This is a genomic window from Proteiniphilum sp., from assembly GCF_040307845.1.
Classification (GTDB): Bacteria; Bacteroidota; Bacteroidia; order Bacteroidales; family Dysgonomonadaceae; genus Proteiniphilum.
On record NZ_JAWRIS010000007.1, the window covers coordinates 1 to 23939 of the forward strand.

11 protein-coding genes are annotated in these 23939 nt (G+C 45.2%); all 11 read left to right on the forward strand.

Going from position 1 to position 23939, the window contains the following annotated elements:
• The coding region (locus tag ABV001_RS01420) for a RagB/SusD family nutrient uptake outer membrane protein (RefSeq protein ID WP_352421158.1) at positions 1–1510 on the forward strand (1510 nt) is incomplete at its 5' end.
• Positions 1511–1708: 198 nt separating this feature from the next.
• Positions 1709–3064 (forward strand): hypothetical protein, encoded by a 1356-nt coding sequence (locus ABV001_RS01425; protein ID WP_352421159.1) that lies wholly within the window; start codon positions 1709–1711, stop codon positions 3062–3064.
• A gap of 43 nt (positions 3065–3107) precedes the next feature.
• A complete protein-coding gene (locus ABV001_RS01430) occupies positions 3108–5231 on the forward strand; it encodes a DUF5722 domain-containing protein (protein WP_352421160.1) in 2124 nt (707 codons plus the stop codon).
• A gap of 22 nt (positions 5232–5253) precedes the next feature.
• The gene (locus ABV001_RS01435) at positions 5254–8106 is read left to right on the forward strand and encodes a hypothetical protein (protein ID WP_352421161.1); all 2853 of its coding nucleotides are present in this window, start codon (positions 5254–5256) and stop codon (positions 8104–8106) included.
• A 22-nt stretch (positions 8107–8128) separates the two neighbouring features.
• Positions 8129–10270, forward strand: coding sequence for a DUF5722 domain-containing protein (locus ABV001_RS01440; protein WP_352421162.1), 2142 nt, complete (start codon positions 8129–8131; stop codon positions 10268–10270).
• 17 nt (positions 10271–10287) lie between these two features.
• A complete protein-coding gene (locus ABV001_RS01445; RefSeq protein ID WP_352421163.1) occupies positions 10288–12099 on the forward strand; it encodes a hypothetical protein in 1812 nt (603 codons plus the stop codon).
• A gap of 39 nt (positions 12100–12138) precedes the next feature.
• Positions 12139–14967: a family 78 glycoside hydrolase catalytic domain gene (locus ABV001_RS01450; RefSeq protein ID WP_352421164.1), complete on the forward strand. Its 2829-nt coding sequence runs from the start codon at positions 12139–12141 to the stop codon at positions 14965–14967.
• A gap of 182 nt (positions 14968–15149) precedes the next feature.
• A complete protein-coding gene (locus tag ABV001_RS01455; RefSeq protein ID WP_502929815.1) occupies positions 15150–18401 on the forward strand; it encodes a glycosyl hydrolase in 3252 nt (1083 codons plus the stop codon).
• Positions 18402–18568: 167 nt separating this feature from the next.
• Positions 18569–19759, forward strand: a complete 1191-nt coding sequence (locus ABV001_RS01460; RefSeq protein WP_352421165.1) for a glycosyltransferase WbsX family protein — start codon at positions 18569–18571, stop codon at positions 19757–19759.
• A gap of 17 nt (positions 19760–19776) precedes the next feature.
• Entirely contained in the window at positions 19777–21555 is a 1779-nt protein-coding gene (locus ABV001_RS01465) for a hypothetical protein (RefSeq protein WP_352421166.1), read from the forward strand.
• Positions 21556–21648: 93 nt separating this feature from the next.
• A complete protein-coding gene (locus ABV001_RS01470) occupies positions 21649–23868 on the forward strand; it encodes a hypothetical protein (protein ID WP_352421167.1) in 2220 nt (739 codons plus the stop codon).
• Positions 23869–23939: the final 71 nt, after the last annotated feature.

Below are 23939 nucleotides of genomic sequence, written 5' to 3' on the forward strand. Positions count from 1 at the left end.
CACAGAAATCACCAAAGAAGCATTGGACCAATGTCTGGCACACGGATTTGAGTTATTCAACGTCACACCAGGTGGGGATGTAGCCCAGAATGCTTACGCCTATTATTTCATTTTCCGTTCCGATCCAAGTCGTTCTGTAGACAAAGAAACCATCTTCGAATCGACCAGTGCCAGAACAAATGTATGGAAATGGGCAGGTACGCCCATTACCGGAGGTGCTGAAAAAGCAGGGGCAGGTCCCTCACAAGAATTGGTGGATGCCTATGGAATGCAAGCAACAGGAGAAATGCCTGTCTTGGGATATAATGACGCTAATCGTCTGGATCCCATCATCAATACAGCATCCGGATATGATCCAAACAATCCTTATGAGGGACGGGATCCTCGATTCTATGCCTCTGTATATTACAATAATTCTCCCAGATCGCTTTCCAGTGGTAATATCGAAAAAGATATCTTCCCCTTGAAATTTTTACCTTCTGTGGTAAATAATATCTCGGTTTCAGAGAATAATGATGAAGTTACCCTAACAAGTACCGGAAGTGACCCATGGATTCATACTTCCACTCTTGGAAAACCGTTGGGTGATGCTGAAAAGAAAGTAATCAGTTTTCAATACAAAAGTAATATCAGAGTGACTAACGCCGAGTTTTTCTTCTGTGTGGCAGGTGGTCCGCAAGGAGGAAGGTCGTCGGGCGAAAACATTGTTATTGAACAAGCTTCCGAATGGACAAGATTCGAATACGATCTCTCCACAGCAATAAGCAATTGGGGATTTGGTGTGGATGCAAGTGGTGGAGCACAACCGGAAAACCATTTTCTACGATTTGATATCACAGGTGGAGCCGGATATGAAATAACGATCAAAGATTTTCAGATCGAAACTTTTACGCCACCCCCTGCACCAATACCAGTAGAAACTTTTGTCGGGGGTAACTGCGGCATATCTGATGATATCACACAGATACGGTTTACACGCACCGGCTATTATTTGAGGAAATTTAATGACTACAGGTCAAATGTGAATGTGGATAATGACGGACTTATGAAAATCTTCAGATTGGGTGAGTTATATCTGAATTTTGCCGAGGCTGCATACAACTCAGCCGGACCTGATGTAGCAGTAGCGGGCAAAGCAGCCGGAGCAGGTGCACTTTCTGCAAGAGATGCTGTTAATATTGTCCGGGCGCGGGTCGAAATGCCTCCTCTTCCAGCCGGGCTTTCCAATGAAGAATTTCAAGTTCGATACCGCAACGAGCGGCAAGTAGAGCTTGCTTTTGAAGAGCACCGCTTCTTTGATGTAAGAAGGTGGAAAATACTCAACGAGACCGACAAGTTCGTCACAGGTATGAGAATAACAAAGGATGGAGATAATTATATCTACAATAGGGTAAAACTGCAAGAACGTGGAACCAATACAGATAAATATCTGATGTTCCCTCTCAGCCTGTCCGAGGTTTCAAAGATGGAAGCCCTCACAGGTGATGACTGGCAGAATCCAGGTTGGTAGAATTCTCTTTATCTAATATTTTATATCAGAACTTCGTTGATCCTTAATACAATAACGTGAGTCTTCGAAGTTCTGATTTTTTTATTCACAATTAATTCGGAGAAAATGTATAGAAAGCCCCTTTATTTATTGTTCATATATCTGTGTTTAGGAAGGCTAATGGCATGTGCCAGTGGCAGCTTCGGTAAAGACACTTCTATGGTGTACATTCAAAATGAGCGACTAAAACTCGGCGTGGATATAACCCTGGGAGGTGCCGTCACTTATCTCTCCGATAAAGCCAATGGCGGTGAGAATATGATCAACAGTTTCGACTGGGGTCGACAGATACAAATGTCTTTTTATAGCGGCCCCTGGCCATATATCGGTCCCAATGGCGAAAGGCCTGCCCCTGAATGGGAAGGGTTAGGATGGAATCCCATCCAATCGGGAGATGCAGGAGGTAACCGTTCAAAGGTAATTTCCTCTGAAAAACGGGGAGAGAATGCTATTTTCATCAGAAGTATTCCGATGCAATGGCCTCATAAGACGGGTGTTGCAGGTGAATGCGTGTTTGAAAGCCTTTATATTTTGGAAGGAAATGTGATCACCATGGAAGCTACCCTGATAAACAACAGGAATGATAAAACCCAATATCATGCCGCCGGACAGGAAATGCCGGCAGTGTACACAAATGGTCCTTGGTATAAACTGGTTGCCTATCTTGGAGATAAACCTTTCACCGATGAACCTGTAACAGTTATCGTCGACAAAAATGATAAGAAAGGATGGCCCTGGGTACATTTTTATACCCCTGAAAATTGGGCTGCATTACTGGATGACAAAGGGTATGGAATAGGAGTATTTCAACCGGAAGTAATGAACTTCAACGGTGGATTTCACCCCAACGATGCGTTCAAAGGATATGGCGGTGAAAAAGATGGACAAACAGGACATATTGCACCGGTCGGTAGACAAATCATTGACCACAACATCCATTGGACTTATAAAACATCATTCATTTTGGGTACCTTGGATGATATCCGGTCGTATGCGAAGGAAAATCGGACTATCAGGCCAAATTCCGAATGGCATTTTGAAAACTCACGTTGTAATTGGTATTATCAAGGTAAAATAAAAGATACGGGATTCCCTATTCAAGATGGATTAAATATACAATTCGAAAAAAACGCAACACTGATAAGTCCTCTCACATTCTGGCAAGCATCCGAATCTCCATTCCTGGAAATAGAAGGCGAGTTTACCTCAGAAAAGAATAAAGAACTGGAACTCGTTGTTGAAATACGACCGGTCGGTAAATCTGATTTTACGGATTGGTTGAACTGGAGTGAAGGGGAATTTAGTGTAGAAAAAGAGAAAGAGATGAAGGTACCCCTCTTTCCAACAAAACAAACTATAACAGTCAAACAAACCATAGTTTCAGACGGTCATCCTCATAAACATCAGATCGACTTATCCGCTATACCCGGTTATCAGGGTGCTATGAAAGATATTAAAATTTCATTTTCAGATGCCGGCAAAGCCAAAATTACAAGGATTAATTTGGGAAAATAGCACCTGATTTTCCGGAAATAACATAAAAAAAGCTCATAAAATTATGAAATCAAGATATCCTATCATCATGTTATTGGTAGCAAACTTAATGGCAATAAGTTGTAACAGTAGGAGTCCCGAATATATGCGTTTCGATCTGCCCTCTGCCAACCATCTGACAATAGATTCCCTGGGAGAGAATGAATATAAAATAACCACAAAAGGGCATGATCCCTATATTTTCCTGAAGAAATTAAAAAAGCCGCTCTCTAAAGATCAAACGGTATTGACCTTTGAATATAGTTCAGCAAAGGGAGTTAACTTTTTGGAGGTTTTCTTTTTTTCGGAAGAAACCGGTTCTTTCGGGTCTAACTTAGCAGGGAGTCAGAAAGGCCCGGGACTGGAAGTAACGGAAGAAATAGCTATCTATTCAGTAGACCTGGGTGAATCCATCGAAAATTTTAACTGGAATTCAGAAAAAGGTTTTATCCGGTTAGATTTCGGCGACCGGGACAACACCGAAATAATTATACACAATATTTATTTTCGTAACCGTAACAAAACCGAGAGTGCTCTTTTTAAGGAGAAAGAGGCTTTCAAAGCGCTCGATCAACAAGCCAACGATAAATTAGCCAACTATTTATCCAATGATTACCAATCCTCTGTCACGCATGTCGAGGTGCTGGATTCGACCCTCCGTATAAAGGGGAACTATCATTCCGACGATGGAAAGGCAATCCTACATGCCGTAAAACCATGGGAAAACATTACTTTGCTGGAACAATTTGAGGGGATGGAACTGACACAATCGCCATTCTCCATTGAACTGGAAAGGTTTGTGAATATCGATGGATTTCTCTATGATCAGGCACTATCAAAATGGGTAATAGCCAAAGGGAAAAAACTTCTTTCGTCTGCACGTCATGCCGATTATATTAAACCGGAAAGAAATTTGCCAGCAGGGAAACTTGCCGGAAGAAAAGGAATCGGAGGTTATCACATAGGAAGAGGGTACAGTTCCGATCTGGTTGATTTTCCGGCTAGCAGCATCACTGTAAATATCTGGATCACCCGGTTTATCTATCTCGACGAAAGGGAGAATACAATCGCCCATGAATATGGGGGAAAGACCTATTATTTCGACAGTATTACCGTGGAGGGGTACGATCGCACGATGCTTGAGGCCTCCAAACATAATATCATCGTGGCTGCAATCCTCCTGGTAAATTCTGCAAGCCAGTCTGCCGACCCCAAAGTGGGACAGTTGCTCCAGGATGAGAACTTCGGAGGTGAAAATGCTTTTTACACCATGCCTAATATGACATCCATTGAGAGTGTCCATTGCTATGCTGCTGCACTCGATTTCCTCGCCAACCGTTATGGAAGGGAAGATAACAAATATGGGCGCATTCACCACTGGATTATGCACAACGAAGTGGATGCAGGGCATGTATGGACAAATATGGGGAGTAACCGGCCGCTGCATGTCTTCCTGGATGCTTATTACAAATCAATGCGCTTATGCTACAACATCATACGAAAGTATGACGAGCATAGCGAAGTGCTGGCATCATTCACCCATTCATGGAGTGAACCTGTTCCTGTGGATGGAGATTACGCCACACTCGATCTTCTCAACGGGCTCCTTCGTTACTCTGAAGTGGAAGGCGATTTTCAATGGGGTTTAGCCTGTCATCCCTATCCGGAAGACCTGAATGAGCCAAAAACGTGGAATGACAATTCGGCGACCTTCAAAATGAATTCACCAATGGTCACCTTCAAGAATCTTGAAGTGTTGGATAAATGGATTGAGCTACCGGAAAATAAATATCTCGGCACGCAAAAAAGAACCGTCTGGTTGTCGGAAAACGGGACAAACTCACGCTCCTACTCCGAACAAGATCTTGCCGAACAGGCAGCCGGTTTTGCCTATGCCTGGAAAAAAATGAAACACCTTGATGGTATCGATGCATTCCAGTGGCACAACTGGATGGATGCACGCGGTGAATTTGGTCTTCGCATCGGTCTCCGTAAATATCCCGACGATGAAACCGATCCTGCCGGGAAAAAACCAGTATGGTATCTTTTTCAGGCTGCCGATACTTCGCAGGAAGACAAGGTATTTGAACCTTACAAATCAATCATAGGCATTAACGACTGGTCGGAAATAATCCATACAGTGGAATGAATAACAGGAATAAAACAATCATATGAAGGCTATAAGATTTTTCTTTTTATTATGCATATTGGGATGCCTTTCTGGAATGGATTCATTCCTTCAGGCACAATCAATTATCCTTACCAGCGATCAACAACTGAGAGATCTCACCGATCCGGACAAGGAGATGGATCTCTCTCTCGGTTACAACAAGTACATCCGGAGCCTGCGGCAAATCTGCGAGGAAGGGAACAAACATGGATCCAAGCAGCTTATTATTGCGTTCGACGAGTTTTTCCGGCAATACCGTAACGATACGGGTGCCAAAAGAGAACTGACACCCGACACCGACGAATATGTAGATAACATCAAGGTCATCAGCGATTTCGTCAAACAATACGATATGGGTATCTGTTTGAGCCTGTTAAGTCCGCTGGAATTGGGGCCGGCATACAAAAAACAGACCGGTAATAGCGGGCGTTGGCTGGCCTATAAAGTCGGGTTCAGGGATACCAAAACCGGTAAATTCCACCTTCCTATCTGGCATCAGCTATACTGGACCAACAACAAGGGCAAATCACCGGTAAAATTAAAAAATGTCAAGGCATATGCATTTAAAGAGAGTGGCGGTTTTATCCCCTATCGGGTGGTAAAGCCGGAAGATATTGTAGAGTTAAAGCAGGTTACATACGAGGCAACCGACACGATGAATTACCAGGCACAAGGAGTCGGACAGAATATAGAAATGCGGTTATTGCAGGTTTCGGGTGAAGAACCTGAAGTGGAAGGCTACGACCGGGTCATGGTCATGCTCGAATATGAAACCCAGGAAATGGATTATTTTAACGCCGACGCACCTGTTTTCCTTAAAACACTGATAGAAAAATATCACGATAAAGGAGTGAACCTCACGGAATTTTATTCCGACGAGATGCATATCCAGCAAGACTGGAGCTATTTCAGCCATCATGAGAACGGACAGTTCAACTCCCTGTATCTCACTGAGAGTATGGCTAATACTTATACGCATAAGTATGGACAACCATTTGACGACAAATACCTCCTCTACTTCGTATATGGCGCACCAAACTATGAACCGTTTGCTCATTCGGTTCTCAATATTCAGTACGTAATGGGGGCTACACCGGGAGATATCCACAAAACCTATCAATTACGTGATCGCTATTACAAGCTATTGAATAATGGAGTGGTCGATCTATTTAACAATGCGAAAAAATATGCCGAATCACTATTCGGGCGAGAACTGAAAACGGGTGCACATGCGTCATGGGCGGAAAGCCCTACTATCGATCTGTGGAATACGGAAAAACTACCTCCGATACCCGCCCAGTATGAATATACCTCCAACTTTGTGTGGAGTAATACAGTGCATCAGGCTGCAGCAGCTTGTTACGATTATTTTAAATGGGGTGAATACCTGGAACCGACAGGAAACGACTTCGCTGAATGTGGCTGGAGCGACCGTAACTATTACGGTGCGGCGATGGCTTCCTCGATCGGGGTGATCAACAAATACCCCAACGCATACGCTGCAGCCTGGGGTTTCCCGGCGGAAGCACATCAACGCCGGATGGCGGTCAATTACGCTTTTGGAGCTCAACCACCCAGGGATATTTCAATGATTACGGGAAATGTCCACCGTGACATAGATGTACTAACGATCTATCCCCTGAGCCTGGTAGCGGTGGAAGAACGTTTCGGCAGTTGGGTTACCCAGTATGGCTACACCAACTATCTTACCGCACAAAAGCTAATGGAGATGGGAGAGGTATTGGAGGATGGCAAACTAAAAGTAAAAGACAAAACCTACGGCACACTGGTCGTCATGTTTGAGCCGTTACCCGAAAAAGGATTGCTCGATATGATGGAGTTGTTCATGAAAAACGGAGGCAAAGTGCTTTGGTTCGGCACCCCACCCTTGCTCGACTCGGAAGGGAACTCTTGTGTGGAACAATGGCAGAAGCTGGCAGGAGTCCGTTACCGACACGACGCATTTATGGGAGAGATTGCCACAGGAAAGGAGATTACTTTCAGCGGAAGCTTTGCTGCTGTCCCACCGCAAACGATCCTCACCGATTTCCTTGTAGACCGAATTTATCCGACAGATTCCAACAATAATGAAATCGTTGCGCAATGCGATGGTAAAATTGTCGGAGTAAAAACCGATCATGGAAAAGGCACATTCTACTATCTCGGATTTCGTCCGCGTGACGACCAGTCGCAGAGCCTTGGTTATGAAACCCGGACATTATTCGAACTGCTTCACGCAGCCGATGCTTATCCGGCCACGGGACGTCTGAAGGATGTCAATGACAACCCTTCCGTAGTGTCACGTACTTCGGATTACTTCATGACCGCTTTCCCCAATGGGACAACGATGGTAGTACGCCATTACCGTACACACAGGGAGAATTGGGATACCGGATTTTCCCGTAATGCAGAAAGGGATGCGCAAGCACTGGCGGTTAATCCTCTGCCGATCGATACCATTGAACTCGATAACATGGCTATCAACGGTCATAGGATTATCTATAACGGAAAACTTTCAATGGCTTTCAGGACAGGGAATGATAACCGTTTGACAGCCTTTATCGGAAATGGTTGTAAAGGCATCACTATCGACGGGCATAAATATACCTTTGCAGAACAACCGCTGACAAAGATTGTCTTCATTCCTGAAATAACCGAACAGGGAACCGTCTATCAAATACAAATACAAGGAACAGGACGTGTGTCATTACCCATTGTTACCGGTAAAAAAGCGCCGGTGGTAAAAGTTGGAGAACAGATTATTCCTTCGAAAGTAAACGGACAATTGCTGTTACTCGATATTGATGCTTCACTTTCGGGCAAATGGCTTAGAGCAACTCCAAAAGATTTCTAGTATATAACAAAATCAAAATTGAATGCAACAGTTCAGTATCTTTCTTATAAAGCTTATATTCGTATCGCTTTTTTTCTTTTCATGCAGTAAAGAGCCCGAAATCGAACCTCCGGTTATTGTCAAACCGGCTACCACCGAGTATCTGAAGTTCAAACTCAACTCGGCCAATCAACTGACCATATCGCAAATCGAGAAAAACAGCTATTCAATCAACACGACGGGGGGAGATCCCTATATTACGACCGAAGGTATATCGAAAATGCTCCACCAGGATTCGGTTGTGTTGACATTTGAGTACAAAAGCTCGGGAGAGATTGACAAGCCCCAGATATTCTTCGGTCCTTCCATCAGTGAAAGCCGTTCAGTTTTTGGCAATGCGATACCTGCCTCCTCCATGTGGAAAAATTACTCTCTGACCCTGATAAAGGCGAGAAAAGATTTCTCGTGGGGAAAACAGGATGATTTCATAAGGTTTGATTTCGGCACAAAAAGCGGAATCAATATCGAGATCCGAAATATCTATTTCAGATCGATGAACCAGGCGGAAAAAGAGATTTACGACAAAGAAGAAGAACAGATCATACAGGATGAAGCGATCAAGGAAGCTTTGGACGCTTACCTGAAACAACGCTTTTCTTCTTCCATTACCGAAGTAAAGGTGAGTAGAACCGAAATTACCGTCACCGGGGAATATAGCGGTGAAGGGAAGTTCAGCCTGTGCGAAGTTTTTCCGAATGATACACTGGTTACCACCACTCAGTTTAAAAATAAAATAGCACTCGACAACAGTTCATTCCGGATTACCCTGCCACGGGTGATTGCCAAAAATGGCATAAACTATGACCGTTTACTTTCCAGATGGGTCATCGTCAAGGAGAGTGGCAATAACGAATTGCTCGCCTCCCACGCCAGGTATGCCGATGTAATTGAGCCTACACAATCAATGCCACCGGGAATTTTAACGAGCAAAAAAGGGTTGGGTGGGTTTTTCATAAACCAGTTTGTGAGCGATCTCGATGAGCTCGGTATTACCAGTATCACCATCAATATCCTCATCACCGGGATGATCTACACTACCCCCGGGGTCAACAGGGTTTCCCATACATACGGGGGAAAAACCTATTACATGTCCACCGATTACCTCAAACATATAGATGAAGCTTTGAAACTGGCTGCCTCAAAAAATATCGTGGTGGCGGCAATCATTCTGGTACAAAAAGCAGCTGAATGTGCTGATCCGGAAATAGGGAGAATATTGCAGCATCCCGATTTCACATCGGAAGGCATTTATACCATGCCTAATATGACTACGGATGAGGGAGTCAACTGTTACGCGGCCGCCCTCGATTTTCTGGCCTCCCGCTATAACCGACCCGACAATGCTTACGGTAGAATACACAAATGGATCATGCACAATGAAGTGGATGCCGGACTCAGTTGGACGAACATGGGAAGAAAGCCCATGCTGAATTATCTTGACACTTACCTGAGATCCATGAGGATATGTCATAATATCAGCCGACAATATGATGAACACAGTGAAATAATGGGATCATTCACCCATTCATGGGTTGAACCGGTTGAACTCTATTCCTCCAAAGAGTTGTTGACAATGCTGCAACAATTCTGTAACCTCGAGGGTGATTTTCAATGGGGAGTGGCCTATCACCCCTACCCGCAAGATCTGAACGAGCCGAAGACCTGGCTGGATGGAAAAGCTATTTTTACTCCCCATAGCCCATTGGTCACATTCAAGAATCTGGAAGTGATAGATGATTGGATCAAAAAGCCGGAAAACAGTTATAAAGGGTCGGTCAAAAGAACATTATGGCTCTCAGAGAACGGCACCAACTCCCGCACCTATGAAACCAAAGACCTGAAGGAACAGGCAGCCGGTTTTGCCTATGCCTGGAAGAAACTGGCAAACCTGGATGGTATTGACGCTATCCAATGGCATAACTGGATAGACAACAGGGTGGAATATGGGCTGCGGATCGGATTAAGGCGTTTCCCCGATGACGAAACCGATCCGGGTGGACGCAAACCTGTGTGGTATGCCTACCAGGCTGCGGGAACCGATAGAGAAGCTGAGGTATTCGAACCATATAAATCAATTATTGGGATTAGTAACTGGAGTGAAATTATGCATTATATTTCACCATAATCAAAATTTATCAAATTATGCGCAGATTACAGACAAAACAAAAAAATCTGGTTCTTTTCTATCTTTTGTTCATCTCGACTCAGCTTCTTACAGCACAAGGGGTAGATAGTGACCAATGGTCGGCAACCGATGCGCTGGAAAGAAAAGTCAGTGAATATCCCGATGCCGGGGGTAAGAGGGACAAATATGTAGCCATGTTTTATTGGACCTGGCATCAGGGAAATGACGATACCACCACAACCGTCAAAAACATCACAGAAATAGTAAGGAAACATCCCGAAGCGATGAAGGATTATAACCATCCTGCATGGGGAAAGGCAAAACCGGGATTCTTCTATTGGGAACAACCCTTGTTGGGCTATTACAAGACGACCGATCCATGGGTGTTGAGAAAACATGCGGAGATGTTGGCAGATGCGAAAGTGGATGTGGTCTTCTTCGACTGCACAAACGGAAGCCTTACCTGGATTGAATCGTACGAAACGCTGATGAAAACCTGGGACCAGGCACAGCAAGACGGGGTGAACGTTCCCAAGATTGCCTTTATGCTTCCCTTTGGTCCGACTCCTCATTCACTGGTCTCCCTTAGACAACTTTACAATGATGTTTATAAACCGGGAAGATACAAGAATCTATGGTTCAATTGGAAAGGAAAACCGGGAATTATGGCTTACCCCGATAACCTGACCAACTCGCCCGAAGACCGTGAGATCGCGGAATTTTTCACTTTCCGCCCCGGACAACCCGATTATGTGGATGGCCCGAAGAGAGCAGATCAGTGGGCATGGCTCGAGAACTATCCTCAACATGGGTATATACCCGATCAAAAAGGTGGTTTCGAACAGATGGCAGTAGGAGTGGCACAAAACGCGGCTCCCGAAACCAACGGACATTGCAGCGCATTCAATCTCCCCGGATCGCAGGGACGAGATTTCTCTCAACGAAACGGGTTCGACCCCAGGGTGGATGGTTACCTCTACGGCTGGAATTTTCAGGAACAGTGGGACCATGCTTTCGAAGTAGATCCTGAACTGGTCTTTGTCACAGGATGGAACGAGTTCATCGCAGGACAATGGCTCCCTGAACATTCATGGACCGGAGACCCTTTCTCCTTCGTCGACCAGTTCGACTGGAAACGCAGCAGGGACATCGAACCCAACAAAGGATGGGGTAATAAAGGCGATGTCTATTATCTTCAACTGATAGATAACGTAAGGAAATTCAAAGGAATGACCCCACCGGAAAAGGCTCCAGGTCCTAAAACCATCAAATTGGGTGAATCCGGCCAATGGGACAATGTGACGCCCGAATACAAACACTACAAAGGCAATACTTTCCACCGCGACCATGTAGGGAGGAACAACACCTACTATACCAACAATACCGGACGAAACGATATCGTCAAGGCAAAAGTAACCAGGGACGATCAATTCATCTATTTTTACGTGGAAACCGCTGAAAAGCTTACTTCGCATAAAGATCCGAACTGGATGCTCCTGCTTATCGATATCGACAGAGATAAATCAACCGGTTGGAATGGGTACGACTATATTATAAATCGGAAGAATCCCTCGGGAAAAAAGGTGATTATCGAAAAGAACATCGGAAACAGATGGGAATGGGAAGAAGTGAATAAATCATTCTTTGTCGTGAAAGATAACAGACTCGAGATAAAGATTGACAAAAAAATACTCAACCAGAGTGATAAACCACTCAACTTCGAGTTCAAGTGGAATGACAACATGCAGGAAAACGGGAATATCATGGATTTCTATGTCAACGGCGATACCGCACCGGGAGGCAGATTCAACTTCGTGTATTCCGAATAAAGGATTATTATGATATACTACTCAGTCAAAACAGAAATAATGAGAGGGACAAAAAAGATTTCTATCAATGGAGTAATTCTCTCTATTTTCAGCATTACACTCCTATTCAATGCATGTAATACTGGTGAACGCGGCACCTATGTCGAAGAGCTGAAATGCTGCAACATATCCAATCCGGAAGGAATCGATGCGCCTTCATTGAGTTGGAAAATCAAGTCATCCCGCCAGGGGATAACACAAACAGCCTGGGAAATAGAGATCGCCTCACAACAGGATCTGCTAGAAAAGGGCAAAGCCGATATCTGGAAATCAGGGAAACGACCTTCCGACCAACAGTTCGGCATACAACCGGAAACGGACTTCAAAGAGGGATCCTCTTATTTCTGGCGGGTCAGGATTTGGGAAGAGAATGATGAAGAGAATGATAAAGCGACCCAATGGAGCAAACCGGCCGGTTTTTCCATCGGCCTGCTGAATGAAAGCACATGGAAGGCGAAATGGATCACCTATGCCGATCCCAACCAACATGCCCTACCCTATTTCAGGAAAGTGTTTTCCACAGATAAGGGAAAGAAAATCTCGAAAGCGCTTGTCTACTTCTGCGGACTGGGAGCAGGCGAGCTTTCCCTGAACGGCAACACAGTGGATCCCACGCGACTTCTTGATCCGGCACAGACCGACTACGACCAGTTGGCGCTCTATAGCACACTCGACGTAACCTCTCATTTGAAGAACGGTGAAAATGTCATCGGCGTGATGCTGGGCGGGGGCTGGTTTTCGCAAAAAGAGGCATGGCAAGGAGCCAATTTTTCTTATGGTGACCCGATGTTAAGGCTGCAACTGGTGATCTCCTACAAAGATGGTTCACAAACAGTCGTGGGGAGTGACGAAAGTTGGGAATGGCGTGAAGGACCTGTACGTAAAAGCAATATATACCTGGGAGAGACCTACGATGCCAATTACGAAATGGATGGATGGAACAAAGCCGGCTCTTCGTCCGAAGGATGGCAGAGAGCATTGGTCGCCACAAAAGGTATACCTCCACGATTGTTACCACAATTGATTTCTCCTATCAGGAAGAAAGAGATTTTATCGGCCGAAAAGATATGGCAGGATTCATTGGGCAACTGGATTTATGATTTTGGTGTGAATGTGGCCGGAATTCCCCTCCTGAAAGTGAATGAAACTGAAGGCACGGAAATCACCATTCGCTTCGCGGAGGGAATCGACCAGAACAAGGGGCTGGATTTCAGATCGACAGGATGGATCCACCATGGGGAGATATTCAAAGACCATTACATCTGTAAAGGAAAAGGAGTGGAAGAATGGGTTCCCCGGTTCACCTACCACGGTTACCGCTATGCGGAATTGTCGGGCGTCACGAAAACACCCGATAAGGAGACGCTAAAACTGATTGTTGTTCATTCCGATATCGAGCAGACCGGCACCTTCGAATGTGCGGACGAGCAGATCAACAAGCTACATGAGTTGGCGCTGCGCACGGTGAAGAGTAACGTCCACGGTATTCCCACCGATTGCCCGATCAGGGAAAAATGTGGATGGCTGGGAGACGTGCACGCTTACGTGAAAATGGCCAATATGAATTTCCAGATGGAAAATTTCTGGCACAAATACCTGGGAGATATCCGTTCAGGCGCTTCTAAGGAAGAGAAGAATACCCTCTTTCACGAAAGATACAACAACACCTTCTATTTTACCGACAAAGCAGCCGGCATACCCTATATGATCGCACCCGGCAAGAGGCTTTGCGGAGTAGCGTCGCCCGACTGGGGAACCGCACTCGTGCAATTACCCTGGTGGATTTATGCCTATTACGGCAACCGGCAAATTCTTGAAGAGTTTTATCCGCAGATGAAGCAATGGACACTCTATGTGAACTCGCTGGCAAAAAGTGAGGAAAGGAAGAAATTGTATAACAAAGAGACCTCTTCCATCGTATACCAGGGACTGGGTGACTGGTGCGCACCCGAGTACGAATCGGCTGATCCCACACCGGTTGAATTTACTTCCACCGCTTTTCATTACCTGGATGCCAAGATCATGGAAGAGACGGCACGCCTGTTCGACAAAAAGGAGGATGTGGCACTTTTTTCACTGATGCAGGAAGAGATCGCCCGGGAAATGATTGCCATCATGTATGATCCGGTAAACAAAACCTTCGGCACACAAACGGCAGATGCCTTGGCGTTGGACCTGGGTCTTGTGCCTGATGGTGACGAAAAGGCCGTAAGCGCGTCCATAGTGAGAAATATGAACGAGAAGAGCGAAGGATTCATGCACTGTGGTATATTCGGATTATGCAGGATAGGAAGTATGCTGGCACGCCATGGTAATGCCGAAGCGGCATGGAACATGTTCACCAAAAAAGGGGAGCATAGTTTCGAGTGGATGTGGAAATCGGCCGATGCCACTACCCTATGGGAAACATTGCCCGTGAACGAAATAACCAGAAAAGCGGTATTAAGCTCTTCCTATAACCATCCTATGCAGGCCGGTTTCGACATATCCTTTTTCGAAGATATCGCGGGTATTTCTCCCGATCCTTCCGGTTACGGTTTTAAGGTGATTCGTTTTCAACCACTCTTCTGCGATTTTCTACCATGGGCAAAAGCAAGTATCGAAACGCCTTATGGTAGGGTTTCCAGCAGTTGGAAGAGAAATGAACACGGGCTGGAATGGGAAATCACTATCCCTGCCAATTCATCGGGATTCGTGGTTCCTCCCTATGAAAAAGAGTTCAAAGTAAACGGTGAAGAAATGGGAAATTGCCATTTCCTGAAAAAAGAGACGGTGGATGGTAAGGATGTATATAAATTTCCTTCCGGAAACTACAAAATCGTTTTTTAGAACGGTCCGGTCATTTCTCAAAAAAACAGGCTATATTTATGGAATATTTTCAAACGAAACAGATTGATTAGACTCTGTTTAAATTTATTTCACTATTCAAAAAGAATTATTTTTCAGGAGAGTTCTTATAGCTAAAATCTTATTCGATATAAACTCTAATATAAATATCATAAAACTAAAAAATGATGAAGCTAAAAATGAAGATGTTGTTGATTGCGGTTTTTGCATTACACCTGACGGCATGCATGCAAAACTCCGGAAAAAATCTGACACAACTATCACAGGAATTAGAAAATGGATTTGTGAATCCGCCTGATTCAATCCAGACCAGTGTCTATTGGTACTGGATCTCCGATAACATTTCAAAAGAGGGTGCTGTAAAAGACCTGCATGCCATGAAGGAAGCCGGGATTAACCGCGCTTTTATCGGGAATATTGGTGTGGACGACCTCCCTTTCGGGAATATCAAAGTATTGAGCGATGAGTGGTGGGAAATATTGCATACCGCATTGAAAACTGCCACGGAACTCGACATAGAGATTGGCATTTTCAACTCTCCCGGCTGGAGCCAGTCGGGTGGACCTTGGGTCAAACCCGAACAGGCGATGCGTTATCTCGCCTCGTCGGAAGTGATGGTGAAAGGGCCACAAAAAATAGCACAGAAGCTCGAACAGCCACATGAGATGTTCCAGGATGTGAAAGTCATCGCCATCCCGTCCATAAACGGCGAAGGGATGGTATTGCACAGTAACAACGCCAAAATTGTGGCATCTCCCGCCATCTCCAACCTGTCGGTCTTGACGGATAACAATCCCCGGACCGGTATCAATTTACCCGGTAATAATGTGGCAATCACCTTTACAACGGACAAACCGTTTACTGCCAGAAGCCTGACTATCCGGACAACTCCTTCGCCGTTCAGGGCGGATGCCGAACTACAGGCTAAAGGAGACAACAATGCGTTCAGCACCGTTTCAAAATTTGTGATCAACAGGTCAAATCCGGCACTCAACGTAGGTTTCGATCGCTATGCGCCGGTCACCATCTCTTTACCGGCCACCACAGCCTCGGAATTCAGGTTGGTATTGAATTATCATCCGCAGAATGCGGGACTGGCGGAAGTGAACCTGAGCGCCATTCCCCAAGTGGAACGCTACAGTGAAAAAATACTGGCAAAAATGCACCCCACTCCGCTACCCTACTGGGGTGATTATATGTGGGCCGATCAACCGGAAGTGGATGACAAGTCGCTGATGATCACGGCCGACCAGGTGCTTGATATCTCCGACAAGATGTCCCCCGACGGAACATTGAATTGGGACGTGCCGGAAGGAGAATGGAAAATATTACGGATGGGGATGACTCCCACGCAGGTTACTAACAGTCCTGCCTCACCAGAAGCGACCGGCCTCGAGATAGACAAAATGAGCAAGGAATGGGTTGCCGTTCATTTCGACGCGTTTATCGGTGAAATACTTAGGAAAATCCCGGAAACCGACCGGAAAACATTCAAGGTGGTCGTGCAGGACAGCTATGAAACCGGAGGCCAGAACTTCACCGATGGATTCCTGGAGGAATTCAAAGGAAGATACGGTTATGACCCTCTTCCCTACTTGCCGGTGTACAGGGGGTATGTGGTGAACAGCCCACAGGAATCGGACCGGTTCTTATGGGATTTAAGGAGAATGATAGCGGACAAAGTGGCCTATGATTACGTGGGTGGACTGAGAGACGTAAGCCACCAACACGGATTGACCACATGGTTGGAGAATTACGGCCACTGGGGATTCCCTGGAGAGTTCCTGATGTATGGCGGACAGTCCGACGAGATCGGAGGAGAGTTCTGGAGCCAGGGTGAACTGGGTGATATTGAAAACCGGGCAGCTACCTCTGCCGGGCATATCTACGGAAAAACCAAGATCTCCGCCGAATCCAACACATCGGGTGGCCCTGCCTATTCACGCTATCCGGCGATGATGAAACAACGTACCGACCGCTTCTTTGCAGAGGGAATCAATAACACCCTGCTGCATCTCTATATCATGCAACCTTATGAAGATAAGAATCCGGGAGTGAATGCCTGGTTCGGGAATGAATTTGACCGCAAGAACACATGGTTCTCGCAAATGGATCTCTTTTCACAATATCTTAAACGGTCGAACTTCATGTTGCAGCAAGGGCTCAATGTGGCCGATGTCGCCTATTTTATCGGTGAAGATGCCCCCAAAATGACAGGCGTGGCAGATCCTCCCCTACCGATAGGCTACCAGTTCGATTATATGAATGCCGAAGTAATCATCAGGGATATGACGGTGAAGGATGGATTGGTAACCCTTCCCCACGGTACGCAGTACAAGGTATTGGTTCTCCCGAAACAGGAGACTATGCGGCCGGAGTTATTGGCAAAAATCAAGGAACTGGTTTACCAGGGAGCCATAGTACTCGGGTCGGCGCCAGACCGCTCCCCCAGCCTCCAGAACCAACCGGAAGCCGACCGGCAGGTCCGGGAAATGGCCGCAGAATTATGGGGTGAAGTGGATGGTGTAAACGTGAAAAGCAGAAAATATGGAAAAGGGGAGATTATGAACGGACTCACCCTGGAAGAGGTATTTGGCATGATCCAACTCCCACCCGATTGCAAACTGCCCGAAGACAATTCCATTCATTACGGCCATAGGTCGCTGGGAGGTATCGATATTTACTTTATCTCCAACCAGACCGGGGAGGAGAAAATTATCCATCCTGAATTCAGGGTAACCGGAAAACAGCCTGAATTATGGGAGGCAATCTCCGGATCGATCCGTACCCTCCCTGCTTTTGAAATAAAGGCACAAACAACCTCCGTACCAACCAAACTGGCTCCGTATGAAAGCGTTTTCATGGTATTCAGGGAGAAAGCCAAAAAGAGTAACCTAACTGATATTCAGGATAATTATCCTTCTCCGAATGTCATTGAGGATTTAAAAGGCCCATGGAGTGTCAGTTTCGACCCCGCATTCAGGGGACCTGCCGAACCGGTGATCTTTGAAACGCTTCATGACTGGACCACATCATCGGATGAATCCATCAAATATTATTCGGGAACGGCAAATTACAGGATCAACTTCTCTATGCCGGAAACAAAAGAGAATGAAACTATCGAGATTGACTTGGGTAATCTGACTGCGATGGCAAAAGTGAGTGTGAATGGCAGTTACGCGGGTGGTGTCTGGACATATCCTTATAAGCTCGAGATCTCTGATTTTGTGAAACCGGGAGAGAATGAACTGGAAATTGAGGTAGTTAACAACTGGATGAATCGATTGATCGGCGACCAGCACCTTCCTGAAGCGCAAAGGAAGACATGGTGCTATGTGAATCCATATAATGCCCAAAGTCCGTTACAACCATCCGGACTTTTCGGCCCCATCACTATCCAGTCAGTAAAGTATTGAGGATGTTGAATTGTTGAGAAGTTGAGAAGTTGAGAAGTAAAGAAGTTGAGAAATTCTAATTCTTAGCTCTTCACTTTTAGTTTTTAGTTCTTAGTTCTTAGTTCTTCACTCTTAGTTCTTCACTCTTAGTTCTTGAGTCTTGATTTTTGGCTCTAATTTTTAATTATATGAACCCTTTTTCTCACATCTTTACGCTGTTTATAGCGTTTGTTCTCCTCTTATCCTGCTCGGAGAATAAAAAACAAAACATAGCAGCAGGAAACGAATACTCCATTGCCGCCTTTTATTGGCCGGCCTATCATTACGAGCCGCGGTCGGAATTCCTCTTCCCCGAGAAAACCGGTGAATGGGAAATCATCCGTAATACTGTACCGAAGGAGGAAGGACACCAACAACCCAAAGTGCCTCTCTGGGGATATCTCGACGAAGCAAATCCCAGGGATATGGATTTAAAAATCTCAACCGCCCTCGAATATGGTGTGAATACATTTATTTTCGACTGGTATTGGTTTGAAAAGGCACCTTTCCTGGAAAGTTGTATCAACGAAGGATTCCTGAAAGTGAACAATGACCGGATGAAATTTTATCTGATGTGGGCCAATCACGATGCCACAACCTACTGGGATGTGAAGAATCCCCGTGTCGACTCGGTATATTGGAACGGCGAAGTGGACAGGGAGCAGTTCGACATAGTGGTAGACCGGGTGATTTCGCAGTACTTCAAAGAACCCTCCTATTTCAAAATTGACGGTGAGCCGGTCTTCTGTATTTATGAGTTGAACACACTGATCAATGGACTGGGAGGGCCGGAAAAGACAAAAGAAGCGCTCGACTATTTCAAACAAAAAACTGTGGAAGCCGGTTTTCCCGGCCTTCATCTGCAAAGTATCCTGTGGGAAGCATTACCCTCTTCAATTGAAGGTGTACCCGGTGATCCGATCAAAAGTCAGGATGATGTGTTGACTTACTTTGGTTTTAAAAGCTTGACTAACTACTGTTGGGCGCACCTCCAGAATCCCGAGGGAGACTATGAAGTATGGGGTGATGCTTCCACCGACATGTGGGAGGGATTTAAAGATCAGTTCTCCATGACATACTTCCCCAACCTCACCATAAGTTGGGATGCGAATCCCCGATTCCCTTTCAAGGCAGGATATATCAATAACTCAACACCCGATAAATTTGAGAAGTATCTGGTAAAAGCCAAGAATTATGTCGACCAGAATAATATCACACCGAAGATTATTACCATCAACGCATGGAATGAATGGTCTGAAGGAAGTTACCTGGAGCCCGACACCACCTGGGGATACGGCTATCTGGAAGCAGTAAGAAATGTATTCGGCAAAGTCAACTAACTTTTTTATTCAATCGTATGAAATCTATTTACTTCTTTTTTTTATGCTTCTTTACGATCTTCACTTTGAGCAATTCCCCTCTCATCGCCCAACAGGAGTCGATATCTGTAGACGTTATTCAACCATTGGCAGGAAGCGATGAGTTAGGCAGAGTACTTCCGGGACATGAGGAAGTGGGTGATATCAAGGAAAACAGGAGTGTAGGTATGTTTTACTTCCTCTGGCAGGGAGATAAATCCTCTAAAACCTCCGAACAGGAATGGGACCTTAGCAAGATCATTCCCAATCATCCGGAAGTGCTGAAGAAAGGAAATCACAAAAACTGGGGATCTACCCAAAGAGGACGCTATTATTTCTGGGGAGAACCGATTTATGGGTACTACCGCGGTGACGATTACTGGGTGCATCTGAAAAACATGCAGTTGCTGACCGATGCACAAGTCGACTTTCTGTTGATCGACGCCACCAATGCGATTATTTATGAAGAACAATCGGATGCTTTGATGAAAGCTATCCGGACTCTTCAACAGCAAGGTAAAAACCCACCCAAAATGGTCTATTATACCAATACGCAATCGGGAAATACCATGCAAAAGATTTATGATGCATATTACAAGCCGGGAGCGCCCATCTACTATCCTGAAACATGGTACTACCTGGAAGGAAAACCCCTTATTATCGGCAGGACCAAAGAGGCCAAAGGAAAAAAGTTCCAATCCTTTTTTACATTCAGGGAATCACAATGGCCCAATGAACCCATACAGGATAACGGATGGCCATGGATCGAATTCATCAGGCCGCAGCATGTCTATAAAAACCTGAACGGGGAAAGGGAAATCATCAATGTGTCGGTATGCCAGCACCCCGATCCCGCCGCAGGTATGGGAGGTTCCGCATTTTACGGTAATACGAATAATTGGGGACGAAGCTATAGAAAAAACTATTCCGGTGAACCGGAAAAGGATATATTCTATGGGTATAATTTCCAGGAACAGTGGGATTATGCGCTTCAACAGGATGTGCCATTTGTGTTTATCACCGGATGGAATGAATGGATAGCCGGAAGATGGGGCAGTACGGATGGAAACCCCGAACACTCCTACTTCTGCGACCAAGCCGATCCGGAGTACAGCAGGGACATAGAACCCACCATGACTGCCGGATTAAAAGACAATTACTATATGCAGATGGTAGCAAACATCCGGAAATACAAGGGCATGAATGCGGCACCGGAAGCCGGTAAAGAGGTGATTATCAAAGAATGGAACGACTGGGAAGATGTGATGCCAGCCTATACAGACTATCAAGGTGATACAGAAAAAAGAGATCATCCGTCGGCGGTAATCAAGCCTCATATCCAATACACTAACATCACCGGCAGAAATGATTTCACCACACTGAAAGTGGCAAGAGACCAAAAAACAATCTATTTTATGGCGGAGACGGCCGAACCGATTATCCATGGCAACGACGAACAGTGGATGAGACTCTATATCAACAGCGACAGGGACCACACTACCGGATGGATGGGATATGACTTCAGAGTCAACGCAGGGAAGGATTTTCAACAGTATGTCGATGGACAGTGGAAGACGATTGATCAGGTCACGGTCAAAACGGAAGGAAACAGACTGATGTATAGTTTTCCCTTGAGAGCAATTTCGAAAAGTAAAGAAGTGCTCAATTTTGAATTCAAATGGTCTGACAACATGCAAAAAGAAGATCCGATGGACTGGTACGTCAACGGCGATGTGGCACCCGGAGGGCGATTCAATTATGTATACCAGACAAAGTAAATCCTTTAATACGATATAACACTGCAGAGAGGAGCAATAGCCATGCATATAGTTCTTTTATTCCTATTCTTCATGTTTTCCCGGACTGCAATTATGTCCCAACCTGTCGACCATTATATTCTCTCCCCGACACCCCCTGTAATCGGAGCATGGTTCTGGGGAGAAGAACAGTTTGAAACCGACGGGTATAAATATTTTATCGATCAGGCGAGCAAACATTCCTGTTATAATTTATTAACGACAGCTATCAGGCTACGTGGAAGAGATATAACCGACATTGACGTGCATGACCAAGTAAAGCAGGCTGTAGAGTATGCCAAACAAAAAGGGATTGGGATTGCATTGGATTTGGATCCTCGTTTGGCTTCCCGAAAATTCGAGGCTTTATATCCGGATGAACTGCAGGAATCATTATGGCTTGAGGAAATTCCCCTCTCAGATGGAACACCTGTCGAAGCCGTTATTCGCAGTGTCACTCTTTCTGATCACATGACGGGAAGTAGAACACCCTATATCCCGTTGAAAAGTTTTCTGTCGCGTGTTTATGTATATCAAAAGACATCGGAGGAAATTAGTCCGGAAACCCTTACAGATATAACCCGGGAATGTGAAGTGATAGTTTCTTCAAAAGACTCGATCGTCGTCCGGCTTCCGGCAAACAGAGAGAATAAAGGGTTGCATGCATGTGTAATGGCTACATTCACCTATCTTACCCCTGATGTTTTCGCCCCACATCTGATGGAGTTTACGCGTAGTATCATCCGAAACTACTCGGATGTTCCATTGGCTGGTGGAATGCGCGACGAATGGGGATTTCCACCCAGTTTCCCCGCAGATAGGATGGTTTCGGGAAATCACTTCTGGTACTCCAGGCACTATGCTGCCGCCTATGCAAAAAAGACAGGCGGAAGGGAACTACTGGAAGATTGCCTGTTAATGTCCATCGGAATAAAAGGAAAAGAACAGCAGAGATATATGGCGATAAACCATTATATGGAACTAAACCGGCAACAAAACACACTTTTGGAGAATGATTTTTATAAAACGATAAAAGAGGTTTTTGGACCTGATGCAGCAGTGGTAACCCACCCGACCTGGTATCCATACCCCAATCGGTTCGAAAGCAAAAAAAATGGTTTATATTGGTGGGCGGCAAGGCGTGATTGGGCGCAGACAGATGAAATAACCCCCTTTGGTGTACGCACTGCGCTGGCAAAGAAATGGAATAGTCCCGTCTGGTATAACCAATATTATTCAACCCAGAGGAGTGATTATGAAGAGGAGATATGGAGTTGCGCCCTCGCCGGAGGCAGGATCAACTACCATCCCTTGTATCCCAGTAAAGAAAAACGTACGGAAAGGCATACGCAACTCTTTAATGGGGATCTGATGCGTGCAGAAAGCAAAATCCACCTGTTGAATTTCATCAGCGATAGTCCTTTGGACTGCCCGGTAGCAATTGTTTTTGGTCATCAGGCAGCCATAAACCGGGCTGGACCTTCTTTCGATGACGTAGGTATGGAATTGCTGAACAGCCTCTGGCATGCCGGTATTCCTACGGATTTAATTCCATCCAGTGAAATAAAAGAGGGCAGTTTATACATTGATCCAAACGGAAGGATAAAGTATGGGAAACAACAATACGCGGCAGTTATCCTATACAATCCCGAATTTGAAAAAACATCCACTGCAGATTTCTTCCATCAGGCTTCCCGAGGTTCCGCCAAACTCTTTCGGATGGGAAATTGGACCATGGATTTTGATGGCAACACTTTCAACGGGAACAGTGCTTTACCAAAACAAATGATTGTTGGAAGAGATATACAAACAATTGTATCGGCGGTTTCAAAAGAGCTGAGAAAACAAAAAATTGATCTTCAAACTCCGGCTACAAGGCTATCGGAAGGCTTTGGATACATTTCCAATACCCCTCCGACACAGGGATATGCCCGTTTAATTGACGGGACACTCATCCAGGTTTCAGGAAAAGATAATCCGGCAGGTGATCCAATCCATACAACAAAGAAAATAGGTAAATATACTGTACTATTTGATGCGGTCGGAGTAGCAGCAGTCAGACTCGATAAAGAGGGTCAGGTAGAGGCACTGGCTGCAGGCGGTTTAAAACATTTTAAAACCAAAGACTTCATCATTGACCTGGAAGAGAGGATCGATCTCGCTTTTTGGAAAAACGATAACGGAGAGATCGAAGGGATCATTCAGGGGTACGAACGTGAAATTCCGGAAGAGTTATTAAAAATAACCAGCAAATGGACATTTCCAAATGTCCCCATTCATCCCACAGATGAATAAAATACACACTTGAACTTTTGTGTGTATATTTGAAAAGTATATGCGATTTGAAAAACATACACAACCCATTA